This is a genomic window from Chitinophaga silvisoli (genome assembly GCF_003412465.1).
Classification (GTDB): domain Bacteria; phylum Bacteroidota; class Bacteroidia; order Chitinophagales; family Chitinophagaceae; genus Chitinophaga; species Chitinophaga silvisoli.
In genome coordinates this window covers 118265-140379 of sequence record NZ_QTJV01000016.1, presented here as the reverse complement: position 1 = coordinate 140379, position 22115 = coordinate 118265, and the positions used below count along the sequence as shown (strand labels likewise).

The 22115-nt window shown below is 44.4% G+C and carries 21 protein-coding genes; 14 read left to right on the top strand and 7 right to left on the bottom strand.

The window, feature by feature from the left end:
• The first annotated feature begins 74 nt into the window (after positions 1-74).
• Positions 75-722 (top strand): hypothetical protein, encoded by a 648-nt coding sequence (locus tag DXN04_RS30645; RefSeq protein WP_116857239.1) that lies wholly within the window; start codon positions 75-77, stop codon positions 720-722.
• Between the two features lie 255 nt (positions 723-977).
• Here DXN04_RS30645 and DXN04_RS30640 read toward each other — a convergent pair whose 3' ends face one another.
• The 3 genes from DXN04_RS30640 to DXN04_RS30630 form a co-directional block, all read right to left on the bottom strand.
• On the bottom strand, positions 978-1175 hold the full coding sequence (locus DXN04_RS30640; protein ID WP_116857238.1) for a hypothetical protein: 198 nt from the start codon (positions 1173-1175) through the stop codon (positions 978-980).
• 1 nt (position 1176) lies between these two features.
• Positions 1177-1371 carry a hypothetical protein gene (locus DXN04_RS30635; RefSeq protein WP_116857237.1) on the bottom strand — a complete coding sequence of 65 codons (195 nt, stop codon included), beginning with the start codon at positions 1369-1371 and terminating at the stop codon, positions 1177-1179.
• 278 nt (positions 1372-1649) lie between these two features.
• On the bottom strand, positions 1650-2840 hold the full coding sequence (locus tag DXN04_RS30630) for an FAD-dependent monooxygenase (protein WP_158569241.1): 1191 nt from the start codon (positions 2838-2840) through the stop codon (positions 1650-1652).
• Between the two features lie 130 nt (positions 2841-2970).
• On the opposite strand from DXN04_RS30630, the gene DXN04_RS30625 reads away from it, so the two are divergent.
• The 3 genes from DXN04_RS30625 (at position 2971) to DXN04_RS30615 (ending at position 5156) form a co-directional block, all read left to right on the top strand.
• Positions 2971-3399, top strand: a complete 429-nt coding sequence (locus tag DXN04_RS30625) for a hypothetical protein (RefSeq protein ID WP_116857235.1) — start codon at positions 2971-2973, stop codon at positions 3397-3399.
• A gap of 32 nt (positions 3400-3431) precedes the next feature.
• Entirely contained in the window at positions 3432-4019 is a 588-nt protein-coding gene (locus tag DXN04_RS30620) for a YdeI/OmpD-associated family protein (RefSeq protein ID WP_116857234.1), read from the top strand.
• A 180-nt stretch (positions 4020-4199) separates the two neighbouring features.
• Positions 4200-5156, top strand: a complete 957-nt coding sequence (locus DXN04_RS30615) for a family 43 glycosylhydrolase (protein ID WP_116857233.1) — start codon at positions 4200-4202, stop codon at positions 5154-5156.
• A 77-nt stretch (positions 5157-5233) separates the two neighbouring features.
• Here the strand turns inward: DXN04_RS30615 and DXN04_RS30610 are convergent, their stop codons facing one another.
• Complete coding sequence (locus tag DXN04_RS30610; protein WP_199415177.1) at positions 5234-5599, bottom strand: winged helix-turn-helix transcriptional regulator; 366 nt, start codon at positions 5597-5599, stop codon at positions 5234-5236.
• 86 nt (positions 5600-5685) lie between these two features.
• Between DXN04_RS30610 and DXN04_RS30605 the strand changes: the two genes are divergently transcribed.
• The 3 genes from DXN04_RS30605 to dusB all read left to right on the top strand — a co-directional run bounded on the left by DXN04_RS30605 (position 5686) and on the right by dusB (position 7860).
• Positions 5686-6315, top strand: coding sequence for an NAD(P)H-dependent oxidoreductase (locus DXN04_RS30605; protein ID WP_116857232.1), 630 nt, complete (start codon positions 5686-5688; stop codon positions 6313-6315).
• 106 nt (positions 6316-6421) lie between these two features.
• Positions 6422-6733: a putative quinol monooxygenase gene (locus tag DXN04_RS30600; protein ID WP_116857231.1), complete on the top strand. Its 312-nt coding sequence runs from the start codon at positions 6422-6424 to the stop codon at positions 6731-6733.
• A gap of 89 nt (positions 6734-6822) precedes the next feature.
• On the top strand, positions 6823-7860 hold the full coding sequence (dusB, locus tag DXN04_RS30595) for a tRNA dihydrouridine synthase DusB (RefSeq protein WP_116857230.1): 1038 nt from the start codon (positions 6823-6825) through the stop codon (positions 7858-7860).
• On the opposite strand, the gene DXN04_RS30590 is transcribed toward dusB, so the two are convergent.
• Positions 7820-8542: a protein phosphatase 2C domain-containing protein gene (locus tag DXN04_RS30590; RefSeq protein WP_116857229.1), complete on the bottom strand. Its 723-nt coding sequence runs from the start codon at positions 8540-8542 to the stop codon at positions 7820-7822. The genes dusB and DXN04_RS30590 overlap by 41 nt on opposite strands.
• A gap of 97 nt (positions 8543-8639) precedes the next feature.
• Here DXN04_RS30590 and DXN04_RS30585 point away from each other — a divergent pair, with 97 nt between their 5' ends.
• The 4 genes from DXN04_RS30585 (at position 8640) to DXN04_RS30570 (ending at position 12343) form a co-directional block, all read left to right on the top strand.
• Entirely contained in the window at positions 8640-9230 is a 591-nt protein-coding gene (locus DXN04_RS30585) for a TetR/AcrR family transcriptional regulator (RefSeq protein WP_116857228.1), read from the top strand.
• Positions 9231-9543: 313 nt separating this feature from the next.
• A complete protein-coding gene (gene lpdA / locus DXN04_RS30580) occupies positions 9544-10947 on the top strand; it encodes a dihydrolipoyl dehydrogenase (RefSeq protein ID WP_116857227.1) in 1404 nt (467 codons plus the stop codon).
• A gap of 108 nt (positions 10948-11055) precedes the next feature.
• Entirely contained in the window at positions 11056-11862 is an 807-nt protein-coding gene (locus tag DXN04_RS30575; RefSeq protein ID WP_199415176.1) for a class I SAM-dependent methyltransferase, read from the top strand.
• A gap of 7 nt (positions 11863-11869) precedes the next feature.
• Positions 11870-12343, top strand: a complete 474-nt coding sequence (locus DXN04_RS30570; RefSeq protein WP_116857226.1) for a PaaI family thioesterase — start codon at positions 11870-11872, stop codon at positions 12341-12343.
• Here DXN04_RS30570 and DXN04_RS30565 read toward each other — a convergent pair.
• Positions 12330-16934: an alpha-L-arabinofuranosidase C-terminal domain-containing protein gene (locus tag DXN04_RS30565; protein WP_116857225.1), complete on the bottom strand. Its 4605-nt coding sequence runs from the start codon at positions 16932-16934 to the stop codon at positions 12330-12332. The genes DXN04_RS30570 and DXN04_RS30565 overlap by 14 nt on opposite strands.
• An 87-nt stretch (positions 16935-17021) precedes the next feature.
• Between DXN04_RS30565 and DXN04_RS30560 the strand changes: the two genes are divergently transcribed.
• Positions 17022-17543: an exonuclease domain-containing protein gene (locus DXN04_RS30560; protein WP_116857224.1), complete on the top strand. Its 522-nt coding sequence runs from the start codon at positions 17022-17024 to the stop codon at positions 17541-17543.
• Between the two features lie 19 nt (positions 17544-17562).
• Here the strand turns inward: DXN04_RS30560 and DXN04_RS30555 are convergent, their stop codons facing one another.
• Positions 17563-20205, bottom strand: a complete 2643-nt coding sequence (locus DXN04_RS30555; protein ID WP_116857223.1) for an outer membrane beta-barrel protein — start codon at positions 20203-20205, stop codon at positions 17563-17565.
• 110 nt (positions 20206-20315) lie between these two features.
• Here DXN04_RS30555 and DXN04_RS30550 point away from each other — a divergent pair, with 110 nt between their 5' ends.
• Positions 20316-20903, top strand: a complete 588-nt coding sequence (locus tag DXN04_RS30550; protein WP_116857222.1) for an RNA polymerase sigma factor — start codon at positions 20316-20318, stop codon at positions 20901-20903.
• Positions 20904-21156: 253 nt separating this feature from the next.
• Entirely contained in the window at positions 21157-22095 is a 939-nt protein-coding gene (locus tag DXN04_RS30545) for a FecR family protein (protein WP_116857221.1), read from the top strand.
• The last annotated feature ends 20 nt before the right edge of the window (positions 22096-22115 follow it).

Sequence of the window (22115 nt, the reverse complement as noted above, 5' to 3'; positions counted from 1 at the left end):
GAAATGCACTTTGGATCTGCATTATTTTATAAGTCAACAAGTTGTTCATTTTCAATTAGTCAAACCGGTAAGTTATGAGGATCCGTTTTATAAGTTGTTTATTCGGTAGTTTTATTTTCTTTATTGCTTGTACTGGCAATACGCAAAACTCAGGTAAAAATGCAGGCGATAGTATGATGGTTGATACTACGAATGCTGGTAGTAAGCATAATAGTTCCAATACAGATGTGGCTATGTCGACCACTTCACAAAGTGGAACGTATGATAAGACTTATACTGAAAAGAACCTGCATCCTGCCGTATATCCTATAAATGACACAAGTGAAGTGCTGTTTTTTGAAGATTCAATCCAAGGGAACTTCTGTAGTTTATATATTAAAAGTGTAATCGATGTAGTTGATTCTACAAGAAAAACCGGGAATTTTTCCAGTTTGTTTAAAAATGAAAATGACCAGGCGATCCTGGTAGTAAACGGGTCTAAAGTTAGACTGACTTCAAAGATCACCGATGGAGATTTGATGTTGCCGACGAGCATGGGTACCTTTAATAGATCGGGCAGAACCTTTCTTTTAATAAAAATGAATCTCGTGTCAAGTATGGGAGGCGACTATTGGTACAACTTACTTTTAGAGCTTGATAGTACTGCCCATGTCATTTCTCAAAAAGGAATAGAAACGACGGGTGAAATAGCATTTAGTCAGGTGATTCAGGGAATTAAATGAGGAATTCGTAACTTCTGGATGCCTGGTTCAAATCCTTACATAGCTCCCGGAGCTACTGCAGAAGATGTTATTCAGGTAAGGAAAATGTATGGTAATGGGGAGGTTGAGGTTATTAAGAATTTTACTGAATAGGAGAAGGTCGATATCGGTAAATAATTAACATCACGAGTTGCTAATAAAAATTTAATTTTCGAAAAAAAGGTCTGCCTAAATTAAAGCAGACCTTTTCTATATAGGTAAGATAAATATAGCTCATTATGCAGTAAGGGTGAGTTGGGATGCGGCTATCATGGACATTCTTTCCTTGTGCTCAAAATCCCTTTTGGTTTCATTTACATGCGTGTTTATAGCCTTTCTCATTTCACTATCCTTTCCTGAATTCATATAATTAAATCTACCTTCAGCTTTTACACGATTAATAACCTCTGCCTTTCTATTAAATTTAATAGCCATATTAATAGCGTTTTAAGTTATTCGAATATATCGAAAATTCATTTAAAGGTAGCAAAATTTCTACTAATTCTTTAGTGTCTGTATCTGGGAAATAGTAGCGATCGCTGTATCCTGCAAAAACCAGGGCCTTGAAATTGGCAAGGTCAGGTTCGGTGGCACCAAGTATAACTAAACCATTTGCTTTTTCCTGTTTCATTAAAATTGCCAAAGGAGTTGGAATCGTTATATTTGAACGTTGTAATCCGAATCTGATCTATTTCACAACAGATCTAACCTTGAAAGTGGTTTCATTTGACAACTGCCTTATAATCGGCATCCTTTTTTAACATTGCAGCCCCTTGGAACTTGTTCCCAGGTTTTCATCTAATATTTCAATAGCGATTTTTATTCAAGCTTAATAGAGAAATTTTCGATTTGATCAAATCAACATCTCATACCCCCAATCTCTAAATACCCCGTCCTCCCAAACCCCAATCACCCCACCACCATCTCCACCTCCCCATACTCCTTCATCCCTATCGAATTCGCCACCCTCGCCGGCATCTCCACCATCATATTTTTCCACGGCGTATACGGCAGCACCTTCCACATCTGCTGACTCATCCAATGCTTAAACCTCGTACCCGGTACAAACCAATCCACCCCATCCGCTATCGCCTGACACCGCTCCACAAACTCCCTCATCTCCATTTCATAATTACCAAACGCCTCCACATAATCATGCTGCATCAACTCCCCCGCCAATATATACGCCCCCATAACCGCCGCACTCGTACCCATCCCGCTCATCGGTGAAGGACAATGTGCCGCATCTCCAATCAATGCTATCCTACCTTTTGACCAATGATCCATTTTTATCTGGCTCACGCTATCAAAATAAAAATCATCTGACTGATCCATATATTCAAGGAGTTGCGGCACATGCCAGGGTGTGTTCTCAAATTCCTGCCTGATAATTGCCTTTTGTTTGCCTGTATCTTTCCGATCGTAGTAGAATGGGGAGGAGCTAAAATAAAAACTTGCCATTGCTTCCTTGCCATCTTTGGCCCCGAAGATGCCAACGCGTTTGCCGGGTGCTGTATAATAATACCCATCCATCCCTACATTGGCAAAATTCGGCACCGTGAAGATGGCAACATATATACCTAAAAATGAGGAAAACTTCCGCTCATGTCCAAAGATCAGTGAGCGCACCTTTGAATGAAGGCCGTCTGCCCCCACAATTAAATCATAACGGGCAGGGGCATGGTGTTTAAATGTCACCTGCACACCGTCCTTGTCTTCATTCAAGGTAGCAATGGAATCGTTGAAAATATAATTGACCCTATCTTTTGTTTTGTCATACAGGATCTTCACCAAATCACCTCTCATGATCTCCAGTTCCCCACTGGTAAAACCATCAGGGAGACTTGCAATCTTCTTATTGTTTTTGTTCACCAGGGTAATTTTGCCCGTCCTCGTTTCATGCTGCCTGATGTCATCCATCAGGTCCATTTTCTCCAGCACTTTTAGTACCGTGCCCCTGAAATCAACCGCATAGCCTCCCATCCTTACACTGGGTGCCTGCTCTACGATGGTCACCTGCCATCCATATTTGCTCAGCCACCAGCCAAGCACCGGGCCGGCGATACTTGCGCCGGAAATGAGTATGTGTTTTGCTTTCATGTTGTAAAAGTAGCGGACAGGGGAGGAGTTGGCAATGGGGTTTAGGTGAAGGCAAACAGAATTACCGGTAAAAACCATATTTGAGCCGGTGAAATTTTATAGCTACCTTAGGTCAGACATCCACTATATTATGAAATCGCCAGTCCAACCAACTTCCATCCACGGCCGCCGCAGGAATAGCCTGCCGCAGTTATTCATTGTATTTATGACCATGTGTATCAGCTATTCATTGATCAAATTGGAACCCTTTGTAGTAAACCTTTTTTATAAAGGACATGCTATTTCAAACGACTACATCTTCACCGCCACCAGGCCTGGATACAGGCAACTTTTATGCTGGTACCCCATACCATTGATAGCAGCTATTATTATCCTCACAGGTACCAGGCCCGCTATCAGGATCAATATCGGCATCGCCCTGTGTGCCTTTATTTTCGGGTTGTATAATATTTTCAGGGAGGAATATAACGATCCGCATTGGGTAATTTTTCTCCTGTTACTCGTCCCTTATACCATTATGCTTTTCAAAATCAGGCCGGGTTGGGAGCATAATGAATAAGTTTGTAACTTACCTTTATACAAACCTCTTTTATGGCAGGCATCAATACTCCCGACGAATTTTTCGCGCACCTTTCGCAATGGAAGGAAGAACTGCTTACCCTGCGCAGGATCCTGTTGAAAACAGGCCTGGAAGAGACGTTCAAATGGGGCAAGCCGACTTATACCGCCAATGGTAAAAACATTGTAGGGGTCAGTGATTTCAAGTCTTACTGCGGACTCTGGTTTTTCCAGGGTGCATTACTGGAAGACAAAGCAAAGGTACTGATCAACGCCCAGGAGGGTACCAAAGCCATGCGCTCCATGCGCTTCGCTTCTGTCAAAGAGATCGATGAAAAGCTGATCAAAGCTTATGTGGCGGAGGCGGTAGCCAACGAGGCCAAAGGACTTAAGATCACAGCTGATAAAAATAAACCGCTCATTATTCCGGAGGAGTTACAGCAGCTCCTGGATGCGAATCCTGCACTCAAAGAGAAATTTGCAGCATTTAATAAAACGAATCAAAGGGATTTTGCAGAGCATATCTCTACCGCAAAGCAGGAGAAAACCAAACTGGCAAGATTAGAAAAAGTGCGTACCCTCATAGAACAGGGAATTGGTTTGCACGATAAATATAAATAACTAGTGAATAATGGCTTAACGCGCTGACGTGAATGTTTTTTTCATCCTGATGAAAAATGCTGTTGAATACCCTCACCAATGCTACATGGATGTAAAAAAATGTAGAGACTACTTAATATTGGCTAAAGCATCGACTTAAAAGGTAAATGGTTATATTTGTCTACCTGACAATTATGACTCATGAAACACATCTTTACCTGTCTCCTGCTTATACTCGTAGCTACCCTGCACGCTCAAATCAATCCCGGTGCTCCCTGGCCTGATAATAACGGCAATCATATCCAGGCACATGGCGGCGGTATCATCAAAATCAAAGATACTTACTACTGGTACGGCGAGGAAAGACGGCAGGGACTGGATACCGCCTTCCGCTACGTAAGTTGCTATGCCAGCAAAGACCTCATGCACTGGACATTCAAAGGCGATGTGTTAAAATTATCCGATCCTGAGCAATTGGGCCATCACTGGGTACTTGAAAGACCTAAAGTTTATTATAATAAGCAATCAAAAAAGTACGTCATGTACTTCCACCTGGATAGCCGGGATTATAAATTCGCCCGTGTAGGGATTGCAGTAAGTAACAAGCCTGATGGCAATTATAGCTATGTAAAAAGTTTCCGTCCCCTGGGATTTGAGAGTCGTGACATCGGGCAGTTTATAGATGATGATGGTACTGCGTACATCGTATTTGAAGACAGGCCGAATGGGTTTCATATAGCAAAGTTGTCAGATGACTATATGACTGTGGAGAAAGATATGAGCCTGGTGAAAGCACCTATGGAGGGTGGGGCGATTGTGCACTACAAAGGATTGTATTATTCTATCGGTTCCCGCCTCACAGGCTGGGATCCTAATCCCAATAAGTATGCAACGGCACCTACATTAGAAGGACCATGGACCGAGTTCAAAGACATCGCGCCGCCGGAAAAAAGGACTTATGGATCACAGTCTACCATGCTCTTAAAAGTGGATACCACGGTTATTTTCATGGGGGATATCTGGAAACCCCGGGAACAGTGGAATTCCGCTTACCTTTGGATGCCATTGAAGATAGGAGAGGGGAAGCTGTTCCTGCCGGAGCCTGCACCCTGGAAGATTGACGTGAAGACGGGGGCCTGGAGCAGGATGACAGAGTAAATATTAGTATTCAAACCCCTTGTGCAATAATGTGCACAACTTTATTCCTCTACTTTACCTGAACTGCACAGGGGGTATTATTTATCATTGTTTTTATGAACAATGACCTCCCGCTGTGCCTCTCCCCATTCCGCAAGGACAGCTATGATAGATTTTGTGGACTCCCCATATTCCGTCAGTTCATAAAAAACGGCATTAGATTGTGTGTTACTGACCGATCGCTTAACCAGTTGGTTAATCTCCATTTCCTTTAACTCCCTGCTAAGTACTTTCCCTGAAATACCATTGATATCCCGCAAAAGATCGGAATAACGTTTAGGGCCAAATAATAAAGCGGCTATGAGATGTATTTTCCATTTACCACCAAGAATGTACATAGCATCATGTACGCCCATGATTGCTTTTTTGCAGTCGTGTGTAGGTGTTGGTGTGATTTTAAGCATTGTTACCTGGATGTCACTATTACTTTTGATCTGTCAGTGACAAAAGTAAACCAAAAATCTTCAACTTTGCTCAAGAAAAGAATAATATGAACACTACAGAAAGTCTCCAATGGCGTTACGCCACGAAAAAATTCAGTGAAAAAAAAGTGAGCTCCGAAGAGCTGAATAAAATTTTGGAAGCTATTAATTTGTCCGCCTCTTCAACCGGTCTTCAGCCATACCGTGTTTTCGTTGTCGAGAATGCAACATTGCGAAAAGAACTGGGTGAAGGGTCTTTTAATGCCCAGATCGCAGCATCTTCTCATCTTTTGGTCTTTGCTGCCTTCGATAGGATAACCAGGGAACATATTGATACCTATATTTCCTATATGGCAAGTGAACGCAACATTCCGGAAGGGGCATTGGCTGATTTCAAAACAGCATTAATAGGGGGCCTCCTGTCGAGATCTGATGAGGAAAATGCTGCCTGGGCGGCAAGGCAGGCTTATATAGCTTTAGGAACAGCATTAATCGCTGCAGCGGAATTAAAAATAGATTCAACTCCCATGGAGGGGTTCGACGCTGCAAAATTTGATTCCCTGCTAGGGCTTACACCTAAAGGACTTAAATCAGTTGTCATCTTATCATTAGGGTACCGTGATGCGGAGAATGACCCTTACGCATCGCTTAAGAAAGTACGGCTTCCTCTTGCTGAGTTTGTAACCTTTATTAATTAGTGAGGAACATAATCGGCAGCCATACATTAGCAGATGCCGTCAGCATTATAAAGGTATTGAGGGCGAACTTTTCGCCCTCAAATTTAACCCTGGTTAGATGTAAGTTATGAGTAAAAATTTCAATCCGGTTACTGTAGTAATTTGCTTCCAGATTAAGGAAGACAAGAGGATCCTGGCCAAACAGGCACTATTGACCTTTGCTAAAGCTGTTTTAGATACAGAAGAAGGATGCCGCGAGATCAGGATGCATGAAGATCCTGCCGATCCTAAAAGATTCCTTCTAATTGAATATTGGTCGGATAGGGATCTGTTATCAGGGCCTCATATGGATACGGCACATAGCAAAGCGTTTAGAAAAGAAATAGAAACTTATATCGAAATTGAACCCAAAGTTACCTTTTGGGAGGAAGCCCTTTAATTGCTATTAGGAATTATAATGTCCTTATTAGTATTTGCCTGGCATCAGTATCCGCTACTATTCACTACCTTTGCAGCTTCTATTTCAATATGGTTAAGATCGATCAAATAGTATTGCCGGATTTCCCTTTACTCCTCGCGCCGATGGAAGACGTAAGCGATCCGCCATTTCGGGTGGTATGTAAAGCGAACGGAGCCGACCTGATGTATACGGAATTCATTTCCAGCGAGGGCCTGGTAAAGGATACCGAAAAGTGCCGCCGCCGCCTGGCCATTTTTGGAGAAGAAAGACCGGTAGGTGTCCAGATCTTTGGCGGGGATGAAGACAAGCTCTCCATGGCGGCCAGGATTGTTGATATGACCCAACCGGACCTCCTGGATATCAATTTCGGCTGTCCGATCAAAGGGATTGTGAACCGTGGAGCCGGGTCAGGGGTGCTGAAGAACATTGACCTCATGGTGCGTCTTACAGCAGCCTGTGTAAAAGCCACTCATCTGCCTGTTACGGTCAAAACCCGCCTGGGATGGGATGAGGATTCAAAAAATATAGAGGAGGTCGCAGAGCGCCTGCAGGATGTTGGGATCAAGGCCCTGGCTATCCATGGCAGAACGCGCTGCCAGCTATACAAAGGCCAGGCCGACTGGGACCTGATTGGCAAGGTGAAAAATAACCCAAGGATTAAGATCCCGATTTTCGGGAACGGGGATATTGACAGTCCGCAGAAGGCGCTGGAATATAAGAACCGTTATGGAGTGGATGGGATTATGATTGGCCGTGCAGCCATCGGTTATCCTTGGATTTTCAGGGAGGTAAAGCATTATATACAGACAGGAGAATTACTTCCCGGGCCTGATCTGGCGGAGAGAGTGGCGGCCTGCAAATTACAGTTGTCTAAATCTATAGAGTGGAGAGGGCCCCAGATGGGCATCTTTGCCATGCGTAAGCACATGACCACTTACCTGAAAGGACTGCCGGAGTTCCAGGAATTCAGGAAGCGCCTGGTGTCTGCTACTGATCACGAAGAAATAGCGCAGGTGCTGGATGAAATACAGGTGGCCTATAATGGCTTTGAATTTGAAAATAAACCTATTGAGCTGGTGAATTATCATGAGAATTGCGCACTCTGATGATCGCTACATCGTCAGTCGGTCTTAGCCCGGCCTGGTGCTCCAGGTATTTCAATTTTTTATCCAACTCACCCGGATCAGCTAATAAATAGGCGATGGGATCCATCTCCGTTTCCCCGCCTTCCAATGCCATAAATGAGCTGATCCCATCTGTCGAAAGACTGAGATCCGTATAATTCGTAATATTCAGGACGGCCTGCCTGGCATACCAGTTATCAAAATCTTCCTGCAAATGATAGCCTAAATAATCCGGCTTATTATCCTGCTCAAATACAGTTAGCTGCCCATCAATACTCAGCACCCCATCTCCGACTACCAGGCCGGCCCCGTTATTTTTATCCAGCAGGAATATAATTATCGTTGTCAGCATCTCCCGCTGCTCCAGTTGCAATTGGTTCTTCAACATTTTCAACTCATTGAATAACTGCTGAACAATGCTTTTCAGTTCCTGTGATAAGGGAAGGCGGGATGGCTGGTAAAATTCAAGGTAGTGACGTTCCTTTACAATCTTCCTGAGAAGTTTTCCCACCAGGGGAGCAATCAAATAACTATCTGTACCCATCGTACAGCCATCCATCACCGCACATAACAATTTGTCTGTACCGATGTGATCATGGAATAAATAATCTTCACAATGTTGTAAATGGTAAGCGCCTATTTGAAGGGTTGAATCAATGTGCATAGGTTATTGGACAAAGGTAGGCAATAAACTAAATAATTAAAAAAAGACCAATCGGTTTATTTTTTTTCCTACCTTGCAGCCCATAAGCACCCGTAAAATGTCAAAGTCAGAAAATACAAAACAGCTAATCGTTGAGAAAACCGCGCCCCTATTCAACACTAAGGGCTACGCCGGTACTTCAATGCAGGACATTATGAGTGCAACAGGTCTTTCAAAAGGCTGTATCTACGGCAATTTTGAAAACAAGGACGAAGTTGCACTAGCTGCCTTTGACCACAATTACAGCCAAATAGTTGAACACCTGAAAGTACGGATCCGGGCTACTGAAAATGCTATCGAACGCTTATTGGTCTATCCGAATATGTATAAAAACTATTTCAGGTACCCCTATCTGCAGGCGGGTTGCCCTATCCTGAATACTGCTACTGAAGCTGATGACACGCATCCTGGCTTAAAAGAACGTGCGGCAGCTGCCCTTGATTTCTGGAAGACATCCATTGAAAATCAAATTAAACGTGGCATTGAAAGAAAGGAAATAAAAAGAGATACTAACCCGGAAGCAATAGCTGTCGTTATGATCTCCATAATTGAAGGCGCTTTTATGCAGGCTAAAGTGACAAACAGGACAAAAGAATTAAAAATAGCAATGGAGTTTTTAGAAAAAATGATTACAGCTTTGAAAGTGTAATTTTTTTGAATAATAAAAGACCGATTGGTCTAATTTGGGAAGGAATAAAGGAAGGATAAGGAAGGAATACAGAAACGGGTGAAATAGGAGAATAAGGAAGGAGTAAAAGAAAGGGAAGGAACAATGGAAGGATTAAAGGAAGGCTAAGGAACGAATAAAGAAACGGGTGAAATAGGAGAATAAGGGAAGGGACAAAGGAAGGCTAAGGAACTAGTAAAGAAACGAGTAAAATAGGAGAATAAGGAACGAATACAGGAAAGAACAAAGGAAATAATAAAGGAAACAATAAGCAAACAATAAAGGAAAGAATAAAATGGAAGAATTTGATATCGCCGTTGTAGGCTCAGGCCCTGGAGGATACGTTGCAGCAATAAAAAGTGCGCAATTGGGCTATAAAACGGCATTAATTGAAAAGTATAACACCCTGGGCGGTACATGTACCAATGTCGGCTGCATCCCGACTAAAGCCCTGCTGGACAGCACGCACCACTACACCGATGCGCTTCATAAATTTGAAAACCACGGCATTCAATTTTCCGGCATCCAGCTCGATTTTGAACAGCTCTACAAGCGAAAAGCCGATGTGGTAGCAAAGAATACACAGGGCATCAGCTTCCTGATGAAGAAAAATAAGGTCAGCGTTTTCCAGGGCCTCGGTTCATTTATTGACAATGAAACCCTCAATGTAAAAGGAACCGACAATCAGCACATAAAAATAAAAGCAAAGAAATACATAATAGCGACCGGCTCTAAACCAGCTACCATTCCCGGAGTTAGCATTGATAAGAAAAGAATCATCACTTCCACAGAAGCCCTGAATATGCCAACAAAACCCAATAGCATGGTGATCATAGGCGGCGGAGTCATAGGCGTGGAAATGGCATCCATTTTCAACAGGATTGGCACTAAGGTCACTATCCTGGAATATGCAGAAAACCTTATCCCTAATATGGATAAGGATCTAAGTACCGCATTGTACAAGATCCTGAGCAAAGAAGGGATAGAAATTAAATTGCAGCAGGCGGTATATAAAAGCGAAAACCTGGGTGATACAGCTAAAGTTTGGTTCAAAAACAAGGAGGGACAGGAGCAGGAACTAGCCGCCGATTACATCCTTGTAGCAGTAGGAAGAAAACCCTATACAGACAACCTGGGCCTTGAAAATACAGGGGTAGTATTGCATCCCAATAAAACAATCAAAACCAACGAACTTTTACAGACCACTGTCCCCCATATTTACGCCATTGGTGACGTGATCGGCGGCGCTATGCTGGCACATAAAGCAGAGGAAGAAGCGATCTTTGTCGTAGAAAGGATCCATGGCCAGGAGCCGCATATTAATTATAACCGCATACCATCGGTCGTTTATTCCTGGCCGGAAGTGGCAGCAGTAGGTTACACGGAAGAAGAATTAAAGAAACAGGGCATCCCCTATAATACCGGGAAATTTCCGTTTGCTGTCAATGCAAGAGCACGGGCAGGTATGGAAACTGAAGGATTTGTAAAAGTGCTGTCCGACCCTAAATACGGAGAATTGCTGGGCGTACATATCATAGGTGCCCGGGCGGCTGACCTGGTAGCCCAGGCGGTAGCAGGTATGGAGTTTGAAATTACTACCGGGGAATTAGGGGCGGTTTCTTATGCACACCCCACCTATTCGGAGGTGTTGAAAGAAGCTTACATCATTGCTTCCGGGAAGGCATCTGTAAATATCTAAATCACCTGTTATAATATCTAAACCATCTGTAAATATCATAACCGCCTGTTATGATCAAAATCATCTGTAAAAATCAAAACCATCTCAACCACCTCCTAAGCAATCATCATGATGAATTATATAGCTATTAACCGCCAGGCATGGAATAGCAAAACCGATGCCCACATCAAATCAGACTTTTATGATGTAGAAGGTTTTCTAAAAGGTAAAAGCTCCTTAAACGAAATTGAATTAAACCTCTTAGGGAACATCCAGGGCAAATCCATCCTACACCTGCAATGTCACTTCGGCCAGGATTCAATTTCTTTGAACAGGCTGGGAGCGGAGGTGACAGGAGTTGATTTGTCTGACATTGCTATAGACCAGGCTAATAAACTTACAAAAGATGCAAATGCTCACGCCCGGTTTATTTGCAGTGATATATATGCCCTGCCTGATAACCTTGACGAACAGTTTGACATCGTTTACACCTCTTACGGAGTCATCGGCTGGCTGCCTGATTTAGACAAATGGGCCCAGGTGATCTCGAAATTTTTAAAGCCCAATGGACAACTGGTTTTTGTTGAATTCCACCCATTCGTATGGATGTATGACAAGGACTTCAGGGAAATCGCCTACCGATATTTTAATTCAGGTGCTATCGTTGAATCCGAAAGCGGTACTTATGCAGATAAAACAGCCGACATAGCACCTACTACCATCGCCTGGAATCATAGCCTAAGTGAAGTATTCAACAGCTTAATCAACAATGGACTTACTATTAGCTCCTTCGACGAGTATGATTATTCACCCTACAATTGCTTTGACAATACTATTGAATATGAGCCCGGAAAATACAGGATCGCTCACTTAGGTGATAAGATTCCAATGGTATATGCGATTACAGCTTTTAAAAAACAGGACAACAACCAATAGCTAAACGATGATAAAATTATCCATTCTTGATTATCTACAGCACATGATCAATAATACGCTTACCCCGGAGATGTATACTCACATGCAATATCCCACACCGATATCGCAAACCCTGGGCATAAGCCTCAAAGAGATAGGATTAGGCACAGCCACCGTACAAATCGACACATCAAAAGAAAAGTATGGCAACCAGCAGGGAACCATCCACGGCGGCCTGCTCTGCGAACTAGCCGATGCCGCCATCGGCACCGCTCACTCTACCTTCATCGCGGAAGGCGAATCTTTTACAAGTGTGGACCTGAAAATAAACTTCTACCGCCCGGTATTCAATGCCGTGCTCACCGCAAAAGCATCCCCCTTACAAAAAGGGAAAACCATCAGTCATTACATGTGTGAGATCTTTCGGAGTGATGGAAAACTGGCCGCGATGCTCACCAGCACGGTGATGACTTTAACAGGTGAAAAAGCTAGCGGCCGCTAGCCGCTTTTATCCTGATCACATTTACTGAATGCGGTGGTAGCAGCACCTTCAATGCATCTTCCTTCAATGAATCTCCTTTCAATGCATCCCCCTTCAATGAATTCCCTTTTGATGAATTGCCCTTCAATGAATCCCCCTTTGATGAATTGCCCTCCAAAACATCCCCCTCCAATACACCCCCCGCCACCATTGTCGGCACATACTTCAACGGCGCTTCCAAACTATTCTCCGCATTCGCCTCCGCAGCTATTGTACTCATCTCCACCATATGCCCGCCCCCTGTCTCCAGTGAAAGATCAGCCAATACAGCGGAACCATACCCATTCACCGCTTTAACAATAATATCCCCGTTCGCCGCTTTCCCCGCAATACTATAAAACAGCTGCGGCGGTGTATATTGCATAATCAGCGTATCATCCAAAAAACACTTCACAGTATCCTTCCCTACCTCCAGTTTTACATCATACCAGCGCCCTGTCTCCAAAGGATGCAGTCTCTTTTGATCCGTTATCCCCGCTACCTCATACCCATTCGTCACACTCTCAAATACACAATGACTATTCCAGTAAGACCCAATATGCGCACGCAAATAAGTATTACTATCCAATACCGCAAACGGAATCATAAATGCATTGACCCCACCCGTTCTGCGTGCCTTCAGCGTCAACGTATACGTATCGAAAGTATGATTTTTTAATACTGCCAGTTGCTGCGCTCCTTCGCCTGTCTGCGCAATGGAAGAGTCGGAGACCTTCCAGACTCCCCTGGGAAATGCCCATTCGGAATGATCAAATGTCTGCCCGTTTACTTTCACATCTTTAAATTCCGCCTCTGTATCCCAGGTGCCTACACCAATACCACCGGGAAAACGTGCTTTATGATGATCTGTTGTAACCCGCACTTCACTTGCTACATTATAATCCGCTTTATTATCCGCCAGTAATTTGATCGCATAATAAGAGATCCGTGCATAACTCCTCGCCGCATCAAAATGAATAAGGTTCACCGGCCAGTCTACATCGTGTTCATTAACCAGGAGCGGTGCATAAGAAGACATCTTAACCAGGTCCGCATTCTTCTCCATACTCATCACGTAAACCGCATCGCTGATAGCTGCCTGCATATTCCCTGATCCTACTCCCGCATTGGTCGCATACTCTCCCACATACATATCCCAGTCCCCACGTTTGTACCTGTCAAAATGGTCGAAATTACGCATGCTCCAATAAGCATCTTTATAAGCATGTTCATCTACACGCTGCACATGTTTCATACTGTCTAATGTATGCCTGTTCACATCCCCGATACCCATACTGGCCAGGATGATCATATCGGGATACTTTGCATGGATCGCATCATAAAAGCGATTATAGCGCTTCGCATACACAGGACCATGTTGCTCATTGCCTACCTCTACATATTTCAATGGGAAAGGCGCGGGATGGCCATTCGCCGCTCTTACCGCACCCCACTTAGAGCTGACGGGGCCCGTAGCATATTCTATCGCATCCAGTGCATCCTGGATATAGGGTGCCAACAATGAATCCGGTACAGAAGTACCACTACGGTATTCACAGGATGTACCTGCATTGAATACAAATAAGGCCGCTGCATGAATGTCTTCACAAAATTGCAAATATTCATGGTAACCAAATCCATCACTGCTCCAATACCCCCAGGGACTGAACGTACCAGGACGGTCTTCTAATCTGCCAATGGTGTTCTTCCAGTTAGGCGCACTTTCGATGGTAATGCCTTCTACAAAACAACCACCGGGCCATCTTACAAATGCAGGATGCAGACTATCGATCAATGTTGCTATGTCATTGCGCAAACCATTAAGACGCTTGTGAAATGTCTTAGCCGGGAATAAAGAAACGAAATCTACATAAGCAGTACCCTTGTCAGCAAATTCCAAGACAAATTTCGCACTGTCAGATGAGCTGTCAGGCACAAAGGTACATGCATATTGCTGCCAGCCAGATTGTCCGGCAATATTAAAATTGTAGGCAGCCAGGAAATGATCTCCTGCCTTCAAACCAGCTTTCACACTTCCCTTATAGCCTCTTAAGTAAAATGATAATTTATAACTTTCACCTGCTTTTACCGCTATTCCCCAAAATCCCTCATTAGTAAGGGTTGCAGGCGCTTTTATAGCTAATGAATTTGGCGAAGCCGCAGAAAGTGGATGATCCGTTGTTAATGTCGCTTCACCAGACACATTCCATGCCGGCCATTCACTCTTATACGGCCATTCCATTTTCCATTCTGTAGGCGGCGCTTCCAGCATACCATTCACCAATTTAGTACCTGCCGGTACCCGGCTTTCCTCAAAACCCCTGTTCTGGATCATTTCTGCATACAAGCCTCCCTCACCCGCATGACTGATCTCTTCGAAAAAGATTCCATGTAAGGTAGATGGAACAGCACTTCCCACAGTTTTATTTTTAACTTCTATCTCCGCATGGATAACAGGTGTAACCTTTATCAACCTGACCCCATGCGGTGGAATCTTTGCATGGTAAGATGTTGTAAACACGCCTTCATCTTTCTGTCGCCATACATTCCGTATCAACACCCTTTCTTCAAGCGGTATTGCTACCTCCCGATACACCGTGTCCAGGTTGAATAAACCAATCGCCTTACTGCCATCAGCCAATTCTTTTACCCATACATTTTCATTCACCCTCTGCGCCTGTTTCCCCAATGTATCCTGGTCGATCGCAATCACTTCATCATTCGTCAATAAATTCAGGGTAAAACTATCCAGCTTACTGATATCACAACCAATCAATAAAGGGGCTGACAATAAACTCCACAAACTCACATGCGTATACTGCTCGTCCGGTGTCAACCTGGAAGGATGCAGGCTTTCGCCCCAGCCCACCTGCCCAACGATCATCATATCCGGATCATTCCACTTACCCGGTCCTGCATAAGGCGCTAATGGCCCCTGCGTAAACCCGATATTATACAGGCTCTCCCAGGTATCATCAATGTCTTCTGTTGTACGCCAGCTCTGCGCACCGGCTACCGGTCCCCATTCCCATACACGCTTCATTCCATATTGACATAGGTTGTACACAATATCACGGGATTGTTTTGCCAATGCATCCTGCATCACCTTAAAAGGATAAATGTAAGCTGCCAGGGATGTATCCGTTTGTACATAACTACACCAGTCATATTTCAGGTAGTCAACTCCCCAGGAGTCGTATGCATGCGCATCTGCCAGTTCATGTTGATAAGAACCCTGGAATCCGCCACAGGTAAGCGGGCCTGGAGAAGAGTAGATCCCGTATTTCAACCCACGACTATGCAGCCAATCTCCCAGTTCCTTCATATCACTGAATTTCTCATTAGCTGGTAAACTTCCATCCACATTGCGTGCCGCTGCCTGCCAGCCATCATCAATGTTGATATAAGACCAGCCATGATCTGCCAGCCCTTTATCTATTAATGCCTGTGCTGAACTTTTTACTTTTTCTTCACTGACATGCACACCCCAGCAGTTCCAGCTATTCCAGCCCATAGGTGGTGTTAACTGTAACAAGGTATCCACTTTTATCAGCAGCGTTTTTGTGGTGCTGCCGTAGGCATTGGATACTTCCAGCTGAACAGGATAGTGACCCTTGGCGGAAACCGATCCCTGTATAATATTGCCATCTTGCACCAATCCCGGAGGCAAGCCCATAACCTTATACGTCAAAGGCCGCGCACCTGTAGCCGCTATCCTGAATAAAACAGGATGACCTGCACGCACACCTAATACCGGCGCATTATTGATTTTAGGATAGACACCTGCTGCCGGTGTCTGGATATAAGGAACCATGATGCGGCCAGCCGTTTTCAATCCGGTAGCTGTTTCCCTGAATGTATATTTGAAAACAATACCGTCTTTCTGTGGTGCATCTATATTGAAACGCTGTTCCTCAAAAGGTGCCAGGTGATAGACTTTTTCGAAATGTTTTATTTGCTTCCCCTCATCTAAGATCTCATAACTAAAGGTGCCGTCTATACGTACACCGAAATTGTTTTTCAATTGTCCCAGGCTTACACTTACACCATCCACCTTCTCCAGCATATCTGCAAATGCCTGCCCCATAAAAATACCGCCGCTACCACCACCATCATACACCCTTACCGCTATTATATTATCCTGTCCCCACCTGATAGCCGGATGATTGGCCGCCAGCTGGTAGGATCTCACATTGGGCCACTTCGTAACATATCCACCCGGGTCCTCCGGCATACTACCCGTCTTCCCTATTTTCACGCCATTCAGATACGTCACATCCACATCATTCACATGCGCCAGGAAGATCCTTAAACTATCCTGCCAATGCCCGCTTTTCTGCAAGCGGACATGAAACCGGTACCATGCATACCCATGATAGTCAGGATAGCCCTGTTCCTGCCATACCTTCCCCGCCACGATGCTTTTCCAGGAGCGGTCATCAAACGAAGGCGATGCCCATGCAGCACTGTCACCCGTTTTAAATTTAGCATTAGAAAGCAGCACAGCAGCAGGATGCTGTGCAAAAAGCAGCCTGGAAAACAAGAGCAAAAAGAGGATCAGGTATCTCGTCATACCGCAATTTAAGCAGCAGGTCCCTTTGGGAGTTTACACATTTTGCCGTATCTTGCGCAGATTTTAGTAAAATTAAATTGTAACCCCATGCCTTACATTATGGTAGACATTGAGAGCGATGGCCCTATCCCCGGAGATTTCTCCATGATTTCATTCGGAGCCGTTCTCGTAAACGAACAATTAGATCAAACCTTTTATGGTCAGTTAGCACCCATTTCAGAAAACTATATTCCTGAAGCACTGGCAGTATCCGGATTTAGCAGGGAAGAAACAAAGGCTTTCAGAGATGCAAAAACAGTAATGGCCGAATTTGAAACCTGGATAGCTTCCGTATGTGGAAAGGAGCGTCCAATTCTGATCAGTGATAACAACGGTTTTGATAGTATGTTCATAGCCTGGTATTTCCATCACTTCATTGGTTCAAATCCATTCGGTCACAGCTCACAGAATTTAGGCAGTCTTTTCAAAGGAATGGAAAAGGATATGTTTAAAAACTTCAAGCACCTGCGTGTGACGAAGCACACACATCACCCTGTGGAGGATGCGAAAGGGAATGCTGAAGCATTGCTGACGATGAAACGGGAGATGGGATTAAAGATCAGGCTCTGATCCCACCCTGTTCAGGAACCTAAATGGCTGCCGTCGTTCGGCCCGGTCCAAAATGACTGATGTTATAAGTAAAAGAAAGCAACAGGTACCGGCCCCTCGTTTGCATCCAGGAATCAATCACACTCGTCGCCGATACCATCCTGTCCGCCCCGGATTGCTGATTCAACAGATCCTTTACAGACAATGCTAACTGCCCTGCTTTCTTCTTTAAAAAGCGATATCGTACCGAAGGTGACAAAAACGGGAAAGCCGGCTGATAATTGGCAGGCAGACTACTGTTGTAATTATAATACAGCCCCAGCTCGCCTTCCAAATCTTCATAAGAATAATCCACTCTGCCTGTCACACCCGTATTGAAATAGGAAGTATGCAGACCCACTGAGGTCGACATTGTATTGAGCCCGGGAGAAAGTCCCATGACCAGGTCCAGGCCATTCTTGTCGTGATAGTTCCAGGAGAATGAACTGCTCACATACAAAGACCGGCTGTCATTCCGCACATTATTACTCAACACCGGTGCCCTGGAATAATTGACATTGCCTGATAAATTGAAACTGGACTTCCCCGTCCTGGGCGGCATCGCATAATTCACCATCAGGGAGGTGTTCTGCTGCCCGTCAATATTCACCGGCTTAGTCACCCTCGCCCCATTACTCAGCAGTGTAGTAGCTGAACTGATACTATGTGTCACAATATTCGACATCAATGTTACAGTCAACATCCGCATACCTGCCATCCTGGTATAAGTAAGATTGATACTATGTGTATATGGTTGCTGTAAATCCGGGTTACCTTCCTGTATATTCAGCGAGTCCTTGGTCATGGTAACAGGTTGCAGTTGTTGGATCATCACCTGGTTCGGCTTCCCGTTATAAGTCAATTGCAGGGTATTGCTCTGGACCGGGTTATAGGTAAATGTAAACTGTGGCAGCAGGTTTACATAGCGCTTCGACAGACTTGTATGATTCGTTTTATTCTCCCCATGCAGCAAGTCACGCTCAATACCTGTACCCGCCATCACAGTCACTTTTCCCATGGTCTTTGTCACATTCGCCTGCAATGAACCTGCATGATAAATACTACCGTAGGTATTACTCTGCGTAGTATCCAGCTGGTCAAAGTGCCCGGTCGCATCATTGTACTTCAGCGTCCTGTATTTGTTGTTGTCTTTACTGAATGAATATCCCAACTGTGCCTGCAGGAAAAAATGATTCCCCAGCGGCACACTATAACTTGAATTGGAATTGATATTCATCGACTGGTTATTGCTCTTGTTCTGCTGATGAATAGTATTACTATAAGTGGCATATTTCGTTTCACTATTATTCGTTGACAGGGATTCGTTGTCACTGTTCCTGATATTCAGCGCAGACATGAATCTTTCTCCCATCCTTTTAAAATTATGGGTAAAGTTTAAACCCGTTCCATACGAAGTGCCTGTGCTCGTACTATTGCTCCTGCCTGAGCTCTGGTAGGTCTGCACACCGGTCTTTTCAAATTGTTGTGAAGCCTTTTGTGTAGAAATGTTCTCACTCTTATTGATCCCAACACCTGGACTGATCATAAAGACGGTCCTGGTTCCATTGCCTATATTCACATTTCCATTGAACTGGTGACTGTAATTATTTATCACACCATCCGACACCTGGTCCTGTATCGTAGAGGAGTCATTCGGATAGATATTCAGTGCATGTGTGCGGGAGGATGATTCATTCCGCATATTCATCGACAGTACATTTCCCCCAAAGGTGGCCCCCTTATTCCTGTTATCCCGGTAGCTGGCACCCAGGTTGGTCATGCGTTGCCTGCCGCTACTCATAGATGGCATGGCATCCATCCCCATTCTTTCTCTTTCCACATTGCCCAGGTCGCCCATTACAGAATATTGTTGTCCGTCATTCATCCGGTTCATGTCTCCATTTACCGTATAGGTTTCAGCGGTACCAATACCTGCCCCACCTTTACCAAAGGTGCCTTTCCTTTTATTCGCCTGCAATACAATGTTCAATGTCTTCGGCGCATTGAGCGTCTTACTCAGGGAATCAGTTGTATACACCTGGATCTTCTTCACAATGTCCGCCGGCAGGTGTGTCAGTGCCATTTTTTTATCTCCTGTAAAGAATGGCTGTCCATCTACCGTCAACTGATCGATGCTAATGCCATTGATGGTCATGGTACCATCATTATTGATCTGCATACCGGGCAGGATTTGTACCAGCCTGGCCAGCTCCGCATAAGGTTTAGTGGGGAAACGGCTTGCATTGAACTCAAGGGTATCTTTCCTGATCACCATTGGTGGCTCGGCTACTACCAAGGTATCCAGGGTCTTTACAGAAAGAAACATGTAGATGGTATCCATGTTCAGCAGTGGATGCTGTGCATCCAGGGAAACGGCCTTTTCAAACGGTGCTAAGCCCTGAAATGAAATATGAATATGATACTCCCCATATGGTACATTGTCGCAGCTAAAGGCCCCTTTGGTATCTGAGAAAACTGATTTTTGTACAGCAGTTCCCTTTAGAATTGTGATATAAGCATCCTTGAGTGTTTGATGAGTGACGGTATCTGCAAGTTGACCGTAGATCTTTCCCGTCTTTTGGGCAATCACAGGTACAGAAAAACACAGCAATAGCTGCAGCAGCATATTTTTTAACGATGGCATCCAGGTTAAATGGTTGGTGTTGATCGTAAAATTAAAGCATTAAAACGGTTAACGAAAAGTTAATATACTTCAATGGCATTATAGAATAGCTTTGCAGCTACTCAAGTCGTATGGAAGTGGGACAAAACGATGATATACAACTTTGGGAGCAGTTTTGCAAAGGGGATAAGCGGGCATTCGACGGTTTGTGGGCTTATTGGTTCCCTATACTATTCAAGTACTGTAACAGGTTTACTGACGACAAAAGCCTGATTAAAGACGTATTGCAGGACTTTTTTATCGAACTCTTTACCAGCCGTTCCCGGCGTAATAATGTACAGCATGTAAAGAGCTACCTGATGATTGCTGTTCGTCGCAAGCTGTTGCGCGTGATCAGTCAACAGAAGGCCCGGTCCACTGAGGACCTGGGCAGTGATGAAAGCTATGGCTTCTACCTCGATCTCTCCGCCGATCATCCCATCATTGAACAACAGGAATTACACAACCGTAAACAGGTCGTACAGCATGTAATCAATGGGCTGAGTAACCGTCAGCGTGAAGCCATTTATCTTTATTTCTTCGAAAATATCGGTTACGAAGGTATTGCTGAAATCATGTCTATGAAAGAAGTAAAGTACGCCAGAACCCTTATTTATAGAGCGCTTGATGAAATGCGCGATGTGATCGCCCGCAATAAACAACTCACCGGATTATTGTAACCAAAAGAATAACTAAACATTTTTTGAGGGTATCCGGCTCATTTCCCGCCTCTTATTCAAAAGCAACAGGGGAAGTAAGCATACACGAAAATGTCTTAACAATTTGTTTAAATAGCAATTGAGGGCATCCGGCCCATTTCCCGCCTCTTATTCAAAAGCAACAGGGGAAGTAAGCATACTCAAAATGTCTTAACAATTTGTTTAAATAGCAATTGAGGGTATCCGGCTCACTTCCCGCCTCTTAATAATAACAATGGACCAGGAACAATATACAGTAGCGGAGCTGATGACTAACAGCTCTTTCAGAGCATGGGTCAATCAACATGATGAACAGGCACGCACCCATTGGGAACAATGGCTGGCTGCACACCCTGAACACCAGGAGGACGTGAATACCGCTTTCACCTTACTTTCAATATTGAAAGAAAATGAAAACGGACCCTCTCCGGCCGATATGGCAGAGATGCAGGAAAGATTTGATCATGCGCTGGGACAACGCCTCCGCGTATTAATGTATCGCTGGACAGCTGCCGCCGCATCCCTGTTATTGCTCATATCCACAGGTCTTTATTTTATGAATAAACGCAGCACTATTTCCACCGGTATCGCCATGACGAAGGAAGTAAAATTGCCGGATGGATCTAAAGTATTGCTGAATGCCAACACCACCCTTCAGTACAAAGGTCACGACGTCTGGATTGAAGGTGAAGCTTACTTCAGCGGTGAACACCATGACCTGAAAGTGCATACGGATGGGATGGAAGTAACTGTACTCGGTACTGCCTTCAACATCTACAACCGCAAACAACACATCGAAGTATTGCTGGAATCAGGCAAGGTCCATGTAAACGGTGCCGGCTGGGCGGCTACAGCAGGTAGTGCAGACATGACGCCCGGCGAAATGATCCGACTCGATGCCGGCAGCAAAAAAATGGAACGCATCAGCCCCGGGTCCTTTATCTCCTGGAAGAGCGGTCGCCTGGTCTTTAAAAATACACCGCTTTATAAAGTCGCAGCCGTCCTGGAAGAAAACTATGGTTTTCATGTACAGTGGAAAAGTACCACCTTACAAATGGAACGCTTTTCAGGCTCCTGTCCTTTAGACAATACAGACATTCTCCTGGCTGCTATCAGGTCAGTGTACAATGACCGGCTTTCAGTCCAGGCTAATCATACTATTGTATTCGAATAAGCTATTATCACTTCGTAAAC

Bases quoted from the DNA above. Each gene is read 5' to 3' on its own strand.
- DXN04_RS30585 (WP_116857228.1), top strand. From the start codon at position 8,640: ATGTCAAAGTCAGAAAATACAAAACAGCTAATCGTTGAGAAAACCGCG.
- DXN04_RS30600 (WP_116857231.1), top strand. From the start codon at position 6,422: ATGAGTAAAAATTTCAATCCGGTTACTGTAGTAATTTGCTTCCAGATT.
- DXN04_RS30625 (WP_116857235.1), top strand. From the start codon at position 2,971: ATGAAATCGCCAGTCCAACCAACTTCCATCCACGGCCGCCGCAGGAAT.
- DXN04_RS30605 (WP_116857232.1), top strand. From the start codon at position 5,686: ATGAACACTACAGAAAGTCTCCAATGGCGTTACGCCACGAAAAAATTC.
- DXN04_RS30570 (WP_116857226.1), top strand. From the start codon at position 11,870: ATGATAAAATTATCCATTCTTGATTATCTACAGCACATGATCAATAAT.
- DXN04_RS30550 (WP_116857222.1), top strand. From the start codon at position 20,316: ATGGAAGTGGGACAAAACGATGATATACAACTTTGGGAGCAGTTTTGC.
- dusB (WP_116857230.1), top strand. From the start codon at position 6,823: ATGGTTAAGATCGATCAAATAGTATTGCCGGATTTCCCTTTACTCCTC.
- DXN04_RS30645 (WP_116857239.1), top strand. From the start codon at position 75: ATGAGGATCCGTTTTATAAGTTGTTTATTCGGTAGTTTTATTTTCTTT.
- DXN04_RS30630 (WP_158569241.1), bottom strand. From the start codon at position 2,840: ATGAAAGCAAAACACATACTCATTTCCGGCGCAAGTATCGCCGGCCCG.
- DXN04_RS30610 (WP_199415177.1), bottom strand. From the start codon at position 5,599: ATGCTTAAAATCACACCAACACCTACACACGACTGCAAAAAAGCAATC.
- DXN04_RS30590 (WP_116857229.1), bottom strand. From the start codon at position 8,542: ATGCACATTGATTCAACCCTTCAAATAGGCGCTTACCATTTACAACAT.
- DXN04_RS30565 (WP_116857225.1), bottom strand. From the start codon at position 16,934: ATGACGAGATACCTGATCCTCTTTTTGCTCTTGTTTTCCAGGCTGCTT.
- DXN04_RS30640 (WP_116857238.1), bottom strand. From the start codon at position 1,175: ATGGCTATTAAATTTAATAGAAAGGCAGAGGTTATTAATCGTGTAAAA.
- DXN04_RS30575 (WP_199415176.1), top strand. From the start codon at position 11,056: ATGATGAATTATATAGCTATTAACCGCCAGGCATGGAATAGCAAAACC.
- DXN04_RS30620 (WP_116857234.1), top strand. From the start codon at position 3,432: ATGGCAGGCATCAATACTCCCGACGAATTTTTCGCGCACCTTTCGCAA.
- DXN04_RS30615 (WP_116857233.1), top strand. From the start codon at position 4,200: ATGAAACACATCTTTACCTGTCTCCTGCTTATACTCGTAGCTACCCTG.
- DXN04_RS30555 (WP_116857223.1), bottom strand. From the start codon at position 20,205: ATGCCATCGTTAAAAAATATGCTGCTGCAGCTATTGCTGTGTTTTTCT.
- DXN04_RS30635 (WP_116857237.1), bottom strand. From the start codon at position 1,371: ATGAAACAGGAAAAAGCAAATGGTTTAGTTATACTTGGTGCCACCGAA.
- DXN04_RS30545 (WP_116857221.1), top strand. From the start codon at position 21,157: ATGGACCAGGAACAATATACAGTAGCGGAGCTGATGACTAACAGCTCT.
- lpdA (WP_116857227.1), top strand. From the start codon at position 9,544: ATGGAAGAATTTGATATCGCCGTTGTAGGCTCAGGCCCTGGAGGATAC.
- DXN04_RS30560 (WP_116857224.1), top strand. From the start codon at position 17,022: ATGCCTTACATTATGGTAGACATTGAGAGCGATGGCCCTATCCCCGGA.